The sequence below is a fragment of the Peptoniphilus sp. BV3AC2 genome (assembly GCF_000478945.1).
In the GTDB taxonomy this organism is placed as follows: Bacteria; Bacillota; Clostridia; order Tissierellales; family Peptoniphilaceae; genus Peptoniphilus_B; species Peptoniphilus_B duerdenii.
In genome coordinates this window covers 22,832-34,810 of the sequence record NZ_AWXD01000034.1, presented here as the reverse complement: position 1 = coordinate 34,810, position 11,979 = coordinate 22,832, and the positions used below count along the sequence as shown (strand labels likewise).

Sequence of the window (11,979 nt, the reverse complement as noted above, 5' to 3'; positions counted from 1 at the left end):
TTTTTTTATATTAAGTCAAGCAAATCAAGATTTCACCTAATTTATATCGACACTTAAAATTTTAAAAAAGAATATATAGAAGAAACATTTGCATAAAAACTATGCTATAATGTTAGCTGAGGTGATAATAATGGATAACAAAGAAAAAGCTATGAAATGCCACAGAGAATGGAGAGGAAAATTAGAAATTAAATCTAGAGCAGCTACAGAAACTGCAGAAGATTTAGCACTTGCTTATACACCAGGAGTTGCAGAAGCTTGCTTAGCTATAAAGGACAATCCTGAGGAAGCATACAACCTAACTAGAAAATGGAATTTTGTAGCAGTAGTTACAGATGGAACAGCAGTACTAGGATTAGGAGACATAGGCGGCCAAGCAGGTATGCCAGTTATGGAAGGTAAATCAATCCTATTTAAAAACTTTGGAGATGTAGACGCTTTCCCAATCTGTTTAAACACAAAAGATACAGAAGAAATCATAAAAACAGTTAAGTACTTAGAACCAACATTTGGTGGAATCAACCTAGAAGATATTGCAGCACCAAAATGTTTTGAAATTGAAAATAGACTTTCAGAAGAATTAGATATACCAGTTTTCCACGATGACCAACACGGAACAGCAATCGTAGTTCTAGCAGGAGTTTTAAACGCTCTTAAACTTGTAGGCAAGAAGATGGAAGACGTAAGAATAGTTATGTCTGGTGCAGGAGCAGCAGGTATGGCAATCAGAAACCTACTTGTACTTGAAGGTGCAAAGGACGTTATCTTCGTAGGAAGAAAGGGAATCATCGGAGCTGACTACTACGAAGACGAATACAGAAAGAACATCTTAAAAGAATGTAACCCACATAAAATCGAAGGTGGAATGGCAGAAGCACTAAACGGAGCAGACATCTTCATCGGAGTATCAGGACCTGGAATCGTAACTGAAGAAATGGTAAGAAACATGAACAAGGATGCGATAGTACTAGCTATGGCAAACCCAGTTCCAGAAATCTATCCAGACGAAGCTAAACGTGCAGGAGCTAGAGTAGTTGGAACAGGAAGATCAGACTTCCCTAACCAAGTAAACAACGTATCAGTATTCCCAGGACTATTCAGAGGAGCACTTGATGTAAGAGCAAAGAAAATCACTGACAACATGAAACTTGCAGCAGCTCGTGCAATTGCAGATTCAGTTGAAACTCTAGACGAAGACAATATACTTCCACACGCATTCGATCTAAGCGTATCTAAGAAAGTAGCAGAAGCAGTAGCAGAAGCAGCTAGAAAAGATGGAGTTGCTAGAATATGAAGTACAAAATAGAACATGATACCTTTGGGGAACTTCAAGTACCGATAGACAAGTACTGGGGAGCACAGACTCAAAGATCTCACCAAAATTTTGTAATCGGCGACGAAAAAATGCCAAAGGAAATAATAAAGGCATTTGGAATTCTTAAATACTCTGCAGCAGTAGCAAATAATGCCCTTGGACTTCTACCAGACAACAAAAAAGACTTGATAACAGAAGTTTGCGACGAAATATTAGAAGGAAAACTAGAAGAACATTTCCCACTTGTAGTATGGCAAACAGGTTCAGGAACCCAATCCAACATGAACGTAAATGAAGTTGTAGCCAACAGAGGAAACGAAATCGCAAAAGAACACCTTCTACATCCAAACGACGACGTAAATAAATCACAAAGTTCAAACGACACCTACCCAACAGCGCTTCATATCGCATCATTAATAGCGGTTGAAGACAAGGTAATCCCTGCAGTAGACACACTTATAGAAACATTTAAAAAATTAGAAGAAGAATACAAGGACATAGTCAAGACAGGAAGAACTCACCTACAAGACGCAGTGCCTATAACCCTTGGACAAGAAATAAGCGGATGGAGAAAATCCTTAGAAAGATCTAGAGACTACATCTCCACAGCCAAAGAATCACTTAGAGAAATCGCCCTTGGAGGAACAGCAGTAGGAACAGGACTTAACACCCACAAGGACTATGCAGTTAAAGTAGCAGAAGAAATCTCTAAAAAATCTGGACATAAATTCGTAACTGCAGAAAATAAATTCCACGCCCTAACCAGTAGGGACGAAATCGTATTTGTTCACGGAGCTATGAAAGCTCTTGCGGCAGACCTATTAAAAATAGCAAACGACGTAAGACTACTAGCATCAGGACCAAGATGCGGAATTGGAGAATTAATCATACCAGAAAACGAACCAGGCTCATCAATAATGCCAGGAAAAGTAAACCCAACCCAAGCAGAAGCACTAACCATGGTAGCAGTGCAAGTAATGGGTAACGATGCAGCCATAGGATTTGCAGCATCACAAGGAAATTTTGAACTAAATGTATTCCTTCCACTAATAGCATATAATTTCCTACAATCAGCAAGACTACTATCAGATGCAATGATATCATTTAACAAGAATTGCGCAGTAGGAATAAAACCAAACATGGAAAAGATAGAAGAAAATCTAAACAAATCACTAATGCTAGTAACGGCACTTAACCCACATATCGGTTATGAAAAAGCAGCAGAAATTGCAAAGCTTGCCCACAAAGAAGGAACCACATTAAAAGAAGCAACATTAAAACTTGGATATTTAACAGAAAAAGAATTCGACGAAATAGTAGATCCAAGAAAGATGGTATAAAAAATAGAGAAGTGTTTCAAAAGAGACACTTCTTTTTATATAACCACATCATTGAATTAAAGTTAAAAAATTGGGTACAAATGTACTAGGAGGTAGAGTATGAAAATATTAGTACCAGTAGACGGCTCAAAGAGTTCAAATAAATCAGTAGAAGTGGCAAAAGATATAGGCAAGAAACTAGGAGCAGAACTCCTAATCCTAACAGTAATATCCGAAACATCCATCTTCGAACAATATCCAACCAACTTTCCATACTCCTTGGAAATAGACAAGGCAAATGTGGAAAGAGCAGAATATGTACTTAAAGAAGCGGAAGAAACCTTAAAAGACTATCCATACAAAGTAGAACTCTTCCACACAATGGGAAATGCCGCAGAACAAATAGTAAACGTGGCAGAAGAAAGAGGATGTAGCCTAATAATCGTAGGCAACAGAGGCTTGGGAGCATTCTCAAGAACACTATTAGGCTCCGTATCCAATAAAGTAATCAACACATCTAAAATATCAGTTCTAGTAGTAAAATCAGATATAAAATAATTTAGCGTAGGTGACTACGCTTTTTTATTGTTTTGATTTATTTCAATACTATATTGACACAAAAGATATAAGACTATAAGATAGACTAAGAGGTGAGAAAATGAAAAAAATAAGTAAAATTATGGTAATTATAAGTGTATTTGCATTAGTACTAAGCCTAAATACCTACGCAAGTCAAAAGACATACCTTGTAGTAAATGGAGAATACATAAAGACAGATGCAGATCCATTTATCGAAAGTGGAAGAACACTCGTACCAGTCAGATTTATCTCAGAAAACTTAGATAGCATAGTTGATTGGTTCAAAGAAGAAAAGAAAGTAGTCATCACTACCAAAAAAGAAGGCACAGAAATAAAAAAGGTTGAACTTATAATCGGTTCAGACATTGCAAAACTATATGACAAAGACGAAAATGTAAAAGAAGAAAAACTAGACGCAGCAGCGAAAATAGTAAATGGAAGAACCTTTATACCAGTTAGATTTATAAGTGAATCACTAGGAACAGAAGTAGGCTGGGATAAAGAAAACAGAGTAGTTCTAATAGGCGACGCATCTAAATACGATGCCAAAAAATTCAAAGAAGAAGTAATCGGTAAAGCGGCTCCAGCAAAGAAAGAAGAAAAAAAGGAACAAAAGAAAGAACAAAAGAAAGAAACAAAAGCAGGAGACATCAAATTCGAAGGAATATATTTAAATGCTTGTAATGGATTAACTCTTAATATAGAAAAACTTACAGAACCATTCCCAGATGCACCTGATATAAAATACGTTGGATCTGTAGGAGAGTTAAATCTAGAAACTTCAGTAATGGAAAATATCGGATTGGTCTTCTTTAAATTTAGCAAAGACGGTAAAACTGTAACAGCATCCACATATGACGAGTCTGATAAAGAGGTAACTTATCCAGTAAAAATCGAAAAAAAGAGATTTTCATTTGTAAACTGTTATTGGTACAAACTATATGAAGGCGACAAATACGAAATAATAGATGGAAAGTTTTGTATGAATGGAAAAGAAGTACCAATAGAACCAGGTAAATAAAATCAAAATGAAATTTAAAAATCCAAATAATTTCTGGTTTTTAAATAAGCATATGCATATAAAAACACCGGGGTAATATTCTCCGGTGTTTTTTATAGCAAATATTTTATTAAAATTACCCCCCTTCTTTAAGTGATATATAATTTCAAAAAAATATACCTTCTAAAAAAATTTTTTGATAAAATAATATTGAAATTATTTATTAAAATTAAAGGAGGTCCTTTTAAATGAAATCCAGGGAGAGATTTTCGGATTCATCCATTATCGAAGAGATTAAAAGAATCGAAAATTTGCCGGAGACCAAGAAGAGGCTTGACGATGTGAAAAGAGATTTACAAGATCGGGTGAGTAAACCCTATATACTTGGATTTATCCTTCTTGCAGCGGGGCTTTTTATATACTATCTTTTTGAAATATATGGACTAATTGTCTGCTTTTTCCTCTATAAATACTGGTACCAATATTCACAGACGAATAAATCTTATATTGGAAATACATACGCAAATAATTTTTTAGAGCCGGTGTTAAAAGAGATCTTACCAGGTACAGAGATAGATTATTTTGGAACCATGGATCTATATATTCTTAAAAATTTAGTTAGAAATTCAGAATTCTATGAATCCAATTGTCACATAATTTTTGGTGACGAATACAAGACTGAGTTTTGCAATTTAAAAGCAAATCATTATAGAAGAGACAAAAAAGGAAGAGAAATAAACGAGACTGACTTCATGGGACAAGTATTTTTTGCTCCTATAGAAACGGGAATAAATGGTCATATTAGAGTGGCACCGATTAGTAAAGGTGGTTCCCACAGACCTTATGGAGAAATTAGAGATGGCGAAGAGAGAATGGAAACCGAGTCCATCGAATTCAACGATTTATACACTATTTTTTCTACAGATGATTTAAATGCCAAGTTTATTTTGGATACAAAGATTATTGAACTTTTAAATGATATTGGGAAAAGAATGAATGTTTCCATCTACATGAATGAAGAATATGTATCCATCGCTTTTGAGTCGAATAGTCTTCTATTTTCCTTGCCATATACTCCAGGTGGAGTAAATGAGATTTCACTTTCTGGTGAGTATGAAAAGATAAGAAAAAAACTCTCAGACTTTTATACGCTTATGGATGTTATAGTAGAAAAATTTTAGAGGGGGATTTATGAAATACTTATATACGATAGCTATTTTAGCGGTTTTAGTATGCATATCAAATTTTATCTCCGCTTCAAACAGACTCAAAAAATATCTAGTAAAGATAGATGAGTCCAAGAGGAATTTGGATATTGCACTGGCAAAGCGGTATGACACCATCTCCGAAATGATCAAGGTGGCAAAATCTTTTGCAAAGCATGAGACAGACGCGTTTACAAACATCGTTAAACTTAGACAGGAAGGCACTATCTCATCATCAAACGATGCAATTAAGCATCAAAACGATGCGATTAAAGAAATCTTTGCCCTTGCAGAAGCTTATCCGGAGCTCAAATCTTCTGCAGAGTTTCTACGCTTGCAAGATGAAATCGACGATGAAAATGAAAAATTGGCGGCGGCAAAGAGAATCGTAAATGGCAATATCAGCATACTAAATCAAGAGATTGTGTCATTTCCAACCTCTATAGTTGCAAAGGCTAATAGTATTAAAAAGATGGAGTTCTTAGCAGAAGAAGATCTCGACAGAAAGAAGTCGATAGAAAATTTCGATTACAATGTATAGTTTAATAATAAATCTAATATAAAGCAGGGTGACCTGCTTTTTGTTTGAAATTAAAATGTTATGAAGCTAGAAATATTTTTCTTTACCACAAATTAATATTTAAAATATTTAAATCTTATAAAAGCTTAGGAATATATTGAGACGATTTTTAACTTATGTTAAAATTATAGTTAGCGGGAACAAAATTATATGGGTTCAAATTATTCCCAGAGGTGAACATGGAACTACATTATTTTTTAGATTTTGTATATGAAGCAAAGGATATTTTCTTAAAAAAATACAGTTTGCTCTCTTACATTTCAGAAAAATCTACTGTCGGTAGAAGAAACATAACTAAAGATTTAAATTTGTCTGAGAGATTCGTAAGGGACACTGTCGATTTTTTTAGAGATGATGGTCTTTGCGAAGTAACCAGTAGAGGTATCTCGATTTCCAAATTGGGTATTAAATATGTAGAAGATTTTAAAGATTTGTACTTAAGTCTTACCTCTAAATCTTCTGACGAAGACCTGGTGGATTCTGTGAAGAAAGTGGCGGGAATTTCAGATATCTACATTTCAAACTCCAGCGGCAAGGATGAACTTGCGAAGTTTGCTTCTAAGATTATAAGAGATTATATAGAAGATGATTTTCACATCGGAGTCACGGGAGGAGAGACTGTTTCAAAGGTCATAGACAGTATTGAAACGGACAAAAAGAATTTGAAGATCGTTCCTGCAAGAGGTTCCATAGGAATAAAATCTGAGTTTCAAGCAAACACAGTTGCGATTAAGTTTGCTCAGAAGACGGGATCGGAATCCTACATAGTGCCTGTTCCAGACTTTGCAAATAGAGATTTACTATCCTCAATCAAGGACTCCGCGGAATACAAGGAGCTTCTGGATAAGTTTAAATCGATAGACCTACTTATATTTGGAATTGGCAGGGCGGATGTAATGGCGAAGAGGCGAGGACTTGATGATATAGTCACGAAGAAAATTCTGCGTGACGGTGCAGTTGGAGAAGCCTTTGGCAATTATTTTTCTGCCACAGGAGGTATAGTCTATAAAAAGAAAAGCTTAGGACTATCCCTTTCTGATTACAAAAACATTGGTTCAGTTATAGCCGTTGCAAGTGGCGCGGAAAAAGCCGAGGCAACCATGGCTATTTGCAGTTTAAGAAAAGATCTAACTCTTATAATTGATAGGGAGTTGGCAAAGGAAATTATTAGGAGGAATTAAATGACAAAAGTAGCTATTATGGGATTTGGAAGAATTGGTAGAGATTTTCTAAGAGCATGGGCTCTTAAAGAAGAAAAAGATTTTGAAATTACTCATATTGCAGTTAGAAACTGTGAAACTACCGTAGCTCAAAGAGCTCACCTATTTAAATACGACACAATCTATAGAAAGTACCCTGGCAAATGTGAACTCGACGGAAATATTTTAAACGTTGACGGACACAAAATCGAATTTATCGAATCTAAGACTCCAGCTGAAATGGAATGGGGAAAACTTGGCGTAGATATAGTTGTAGACTCAAGTGGAGCATTTACTTCTCGTGAAAAAGCTGAAGGAAATATCGAAGCGGGAGCGAAGAAGGTAATCCTTACTTCTCCTGGTAAGAACGAAGATATAACCATAGTAATGGGAGTTAACTGCGAACTATACGATCCTAAGAAACACAATATCATTTCAAACGCATCATGTACAACTAACTGTCTAGCTCCAGTTGCAAAGGTAATTTTAGATAAATTCGGAATCAAGAGAGGACTTATGACTACAGTTCACGCTTATACAAATGACCAAATGATTCACGATGCAATCCACAAAAAAGATATGAGACGTGCAAGAATGGGAGCTGAAAACATCATCCCTACTACCACCGGTGCAGCTAAAGCAGTTGGAAAAGTTATTCCAGAATTAAACGGAATCATGACAGGTATCGCAATCAGAGTTCCAGTACCTACTGGTTCTCTAGTAGATGCAACCTTTGAAATTGAAAAAGAAGCAACAGTAGAAGAAATAAATAACGCAATAAAAGAAGCATCTGAAACAACAATGAAGGGAATCCTTGACTACCAAGAAGAAGATCTAGTTTCTTCAGATATAATCCAAGATCCACACTCTTCAATCTTTGATGCAAAACTAACCCACGTAATGGGCAATATGGTTAAAGTTATTTCTTGGTATGACAACGAATGGGGTTACACACTAAGAGTGCTTGACCTTACAGAAATGGTGGCGAAATCACTATAATGAAAAAGACATTAAGAGATATAGATGTAGCTGGGAAAAAGGTGCTTGTAAGAGTTGATTTCAACGTACCAATGGACGGAGATTTAATCACAGACACCACAAGAATCGAAGCATCTCTTCCAACTATTAACTACCTGCTTGAAAATGGCGCATCCGTTGTGCTTATGAGTCACTTGGGAAGACCGAAGGGAGAGTACAAAGAGGAATTTTCTCTCGCTCCCGTTGCGAAAAAGCTAAGCGAACTTCTTAAGAAGGATGTAAAATTTGTAGCGAGCAAGGTAGTCATAGACGACGAAGTTAAATCGGAAATTAAAAAATTAAAAGCTGGCGAAGTTGCCCTTCTTGAAAATACAAGATTTGTAAAAGGCGAAGAAAAACTGGACTATGATTTTGCAAAAGACCTCGCATCCCTTGCAGATGTATATGTAAATGACGCCTTCGGCACATCCCACAGAGCTCACGCTTCAAACGTGGGAGTTGCCAAGTACCTTCCATCAGCTATGGGCTTCTTACTTGAAAAAGAAGTTGAATACCTAGAAGGTGCGGTACAAAATCCAGACAGACCATTCGTAGCAATCCTAGGCGGCAAAAAAGTTTCAGACAAGATAAATGTAATAGACAATTTGCTTGAAAAGGTGGACACTCTAATCGTGGTGGGAGGAATGGCTTATACATTCTTTAAATCCATGGGACTTGAAATTGGAGACTCAATCGTTGAAGATGACAAGCTAGATCTTGCTCGTGAACTTATGGCAAAGGCAGTTACAAACCATGTTAACTTTGTCCTTCCTGATGATGTAGTCATGGCTAAGGAACTAAAAGCCGGAGTAGAAACCAAGACTGTCGATAGAGACAAGATGGAAGAAGGATACATGGGTCTCGACATCGGACCTAAGACTATTGCAAATATAAAAGAAAAACTTGAACCTGCAAGGTGCGTAGTTTGGAATGGACCTTGCGGAGTATTTGAAATTCCAGAATTTGCAAATGGAACCTTTGAAGTTGCAAAGACTCTAGCTAATCTTGAAGGAGCAACCACTATCATCGGCGGCGGAGATTCTGTGGCAGCCATTGAAAAAGCGGGATTAAAAGACAAGATGACCCACATTTCCACTGGAGGAGGAGCAAGCCTTGAACTTCTAGAAGGCAAGGTTCTTCCTGGAATAGATTGTATCGAGGATGCGGAATGAGAAAACCACTTATCGCTGGAAATTGGAAGATGAATAAATCTGCCCTACTTGCAGAAGAATTTGCCAATGAAATATTGGAAATTAACCTGGACGATCAAGTAGAAGCGCTGATCTGTCCTCCATTTACAGCAATAGATAGATTTAAAAAAACTATTGGCGACAAAATAAAACTTGGAGCTCAAAATCTTTCTGAAAGAGAAGAAGGAGCGGTGACTGGAGAAATATCTGCAGAAATGCTCGTAGATCTCGGCTGCGACTATGTAATTGTAGGTCACTCAGAAAGAAGGGACTACTTCAAAGAAAGTTCCGAAATAGTAAGATTAAAGGCAGAAAAGGCAATCGAATTTGGACTTGTGCCTATAGTCTGCGTGGGAGAATCTTTGGAGGTAAGAGAAGAGGGTCGCCAAAATGAATTTGTAAATAAAATGCTAAAAGACTCCACAGAAAATTTAAAGGGAGAGTTTATTGTGGCATACGAACCTATTTGGGCAATTGGAACGGGTAAGACCTGTAGCCCAGAAGATGCAGAAGCCATGTGCAAAAACATCCGAGAAACTTTAAAAGAAATGGGTCACGCGGCAGATGAGATCAGAATATTGTACGGAGGATCAGTTAAACCTTCGAACATTTCTGGACTTATGAGTATGGAAAATATTGACGGAAGCCTGGTGGGAGGAGCATCCCTAAAGGTGGAAGATTTTGTAAAATTAGTTAATTATAGAGGAGAAATATGAGTTTTATATCCAATGTATACGCTAGAGAAGTGCTAGACTCTAGAGGAAATCCAACAGTTGAAGTAGAAGTACTTACAGAAGCAGGCGGATTTGGTCGTGCAATTGTGCCAAGTGGAGCATCAACAGGGGCACACGAAGCAGTAGAATTAAGAGACAACGACAAATCTAGATACCTAGGCAAGGGCGTTTTAAAAGCGGTTGAAAATGTAAATAAACTATCTGAAAAACTATCTTACTTCGATGTAAGGGACCAAGTATCAATAGACAGATTCCTTATAAAAGAAGACGGTTCAGAAAATAAAAAGAACCTAGGAGCAAATGCAATCCTTGGAATCTCCATCGCAGTTAGCCGTGCAGCAGCAGATGAACTAAACATTCCTTATTACCAATACCTTGGCGGAACCAATGGCAAGGTGCTACCAGTTCCAATGATGAACATTCTAAATGGTGGTGAACACGCTGATAACAACGTGGATATCCAAGAATTTATGATTCTTCCAGTAGGAGCACCTACCTTTAAAGAAGCACTTAGAATGGGATCAGAAGTATACCACAGTCTTAAAAATGTATTGAAAGAAAAGGGACTAGGAACAGGAGTAGGAGACGAAGGTGGATTCGCACCAGATTTAAAATCCAACGAAGAAGCCCTAAATGTAATAGTAGAATCCATCGAAAGAGCAGGCTACGTACCAGGAGAAGATGTAGTACTAGCAATGGACGTAGCAGCATCAGAGTTCTACAACGCAGAAGAAAAAACATACTACCTAAACGCAGAAGACAAAGAGTTCACATCAGAAGAACTAGTATACTTCTACGAAGATTTAGTATCTAAATATCCAATAGTATCCATAGAAGACGGACTAGCAGAAGACGATTGGGAAGGATGGAAATTCCTAACAGAAAGACTAGGCAAGAGAATAATGCTAGTAGGAGACGACCTATTCGTAACCAACACCAAAAGACTTGAAAGAGGAATAAAAGAAAAAGTAAGCAACTCAATCCTAATCAAGCTAAACCAAATAGGAACCGTAACAGAAACCATGGATGCAATCGAACTTGCAAAAAGACACAACATGACTGCGATAATCTCCCACAGATCAGGAGAAACAGAAGACACAACCATAGCAGATTTAGCGGTGGCAACAAATGCGGGATTTATAAAGACCGGAGCACCAGCAAGATCTGAACGTATTGCAAAATACAACGAACTTCTAAGAATCGAGGATATGCTATTTGACTCTGCAATTTATGCAGGCAAAGAAGCATTTTACAATCTCAGATGAGAATATACTTTATAAGACACGGAATCGCAGAAGCATTTGCAAGTGACGACAAGAGGAGAGGGCTGACCTTCGAAGGCAGGATGAAGCTAGAAGATACATTCTCAAAATTTGCAAAAAAGTTCAAAAAAGAAGGAATCACCGACTATAGAATATTCTGCTCCACCTATCAAAGATCAATGGAAACGGCAGAAATATTGTCAGAATACTTGGGAGAACCATACTCAATAAAACAGTACCTAGGAGGATGCACCACCAAGGAACTTATGTATAGACTAGAACTTAGCAGAAAAAAATGCTACATTCTAATCTCCCACGAACCATACATCAGTAACTGGATCTTTGAACTAACAGGAGAAGACGTAATCGTATCTAGAGGCTCAATCCATAAAATCGATATTTAAAATAAAAAATTTAAGATAAGGGATATTAAAAGTCCCAATATAAAAAAGACGAGGAAACTAAACATCCTCGTCTTTTTCTGATACAATGTATCTATAAAACAAAGTAGTAATACATCAGGCATTGATGTCTTTAAAAACCTATATAGTAAATGAAATAAAAAAGGCGAGAGATAAG

The 11,979-nt window shown here is 36.9% G+C and carries 12 protein-coding genes; all 12 read left to right on the top strand.

The features are described 5' to 3' along the window. Positions 1–130 precede the first annotated feature (130 nt). Positions 131–1,294, top strand: a complete 1,164-nt coding sequence (locus tag HMPREF1252_RS08695) for an NADP-dependent malic enzyme (protein WP_023060304.1) — start codon at positions 131–133, stop codon at positions 1,292–1,294. Continuing rightward, positions 1,291–2,655 carry a class II fumarate hydratase gene (gene fumC / locus HMPREF1252_RS08690; RefSeq protein ID WP_023060341.1) on the top strand — a complete coding sequence of 455 codons (1,365 nt, stop codon included), beginning with the start codon at positions 1,291–1,293 and terminating at the stop codon, positions 2,653–2,655. Before HMPREF1252_RS08695 ends, fumC begins: the two co-directional genes overlap by 4 nt. Before the next feature lie 99 nt (positions 2,656–2,754). After that, the gene (locus tag HMPREF1252_RS08685; protein WP_023060317.1) at positions 2,755–3,192 is read left to right on the top strand and encodes a universal stress protein; all 438 of its coding nucleotides are present in this window, start codon (positions 2,755–2,757) and stop codon (positions 3,190–3,192) included. A gap of 100 nt (positions 3,193–3,292) precedes the next feature. Then, a complete protein-coding gene (locus HMPREF1252_RS09400) occupies positions 3,293–4,234 on the top strand; it encodes a copper amine oxidase N-terminal domain-containing protein (RefSeq protein ID WP_023060295.1) in 942 nt (313 codons plus the stop codon). A 227-nt stretch (positions 4,235–4,461) separates the two neighbouring features. Then, on the top strand, positions 4,462–5,394 hold the full coding sequence (locus tag HMPREF1252_RS08675) for a DUF3137 domain-containing protein (protein WP_023060326.1): 933 nt from the start codon (positions 4,462–4,464) through the stop codon (positions 5,392–5,394). Positions 5,395–5,404: 10 nt separating this feature from the next. Further along, positions 5,405–5,959: a LemA family protein gene (locus tag HMPREF1252_RS08670; protein WP_023060299.1), complete on the top strand. Its 555-nt coding sequence runs from the start codon at positions 5,405–5,407 to the stop codon at positions 5,957–5,959. 218 nt (positions 5,960–6,177) lie between these two features. Then, a complete protein-coding gene (locus HMPREF1252_RS08665; RefSeq protein ID WP_023060296.1) occupies positions 6,178–7,179 on the top strand; it encodes a sugar-binding transcriptional regulator in 1,002 nt (333 codons plus the stop codon). After that, the gene (gap, locus tag HMPREF1252_RS08660) at positions 7,180–8,196 is read left to right on the top strand and encodes a type I glyceraldehyde-3-phosphate dehydrogenase (RefSeq protein ID WP_023060310.1); all 1,017 of its coding nucleotides are present in this window, start codon (positions 7,180–7,182) and stop codon (positions 8,194–8,196) included. It begins immediately after the preceding gene. After that, the gene (pgk, locus tag HMPREF1252_RS08655; RefSeq protein WP_036747205.1) at positions 8,193–9,386 is read left to right on the top strand and encodes a phosphoglycerate kinase; all 1,194 of its coding nucleotides are present in this window, start codon (positions 8,193–8,195) and stop codon (positions 9,384–9,386) included. The genes gap and pgk overlap by 4 nt, the downstream gene beginning before the upstream one ends. Further along, complete coding sequence (gene tpiA / locus HMPREF1252_RS08650) at positions 9,383–10,120, top strand: triose-phosphate isomerase (protein WP_023060267.1); 738 nt, start codon at positions 9,383–9,385, stop codon at positions 10,118–10,120. The genes pgk and tpiA overlap by 4 nt, the downstream gene beginning before the upstream one ends. Then, the gene (gene eno, locus HMPREF1252_RS08645; RefSeq protein WP_023060279.1) at positions 10,117–11,403 is read left to right on the top strand and encodes a phosphopyruvate hydratase; all 1,287 of its coding nucleotides are present in this window, start codon (positions 10,117–10,119) and stop codon (positions 11,401–11,403) included. Before tpiA ends, eno begins: the two co-directional genes overlap by 4 nt. Continuing rightward, entirely contained in the window at positions 11,400–11,804 is a 405-nt protein-coding gene (locus tag HMPREF1252_RS08640) for a histidine phosphatase family protein (protein WP_023060343.1), read from the top strand. Before eno ends, HMPREF1252_RS08640 begins: the two co-directional genes overlap by 4 nt. Positions 11,805–11,979 lie beyond the last annotated feature (175 nt).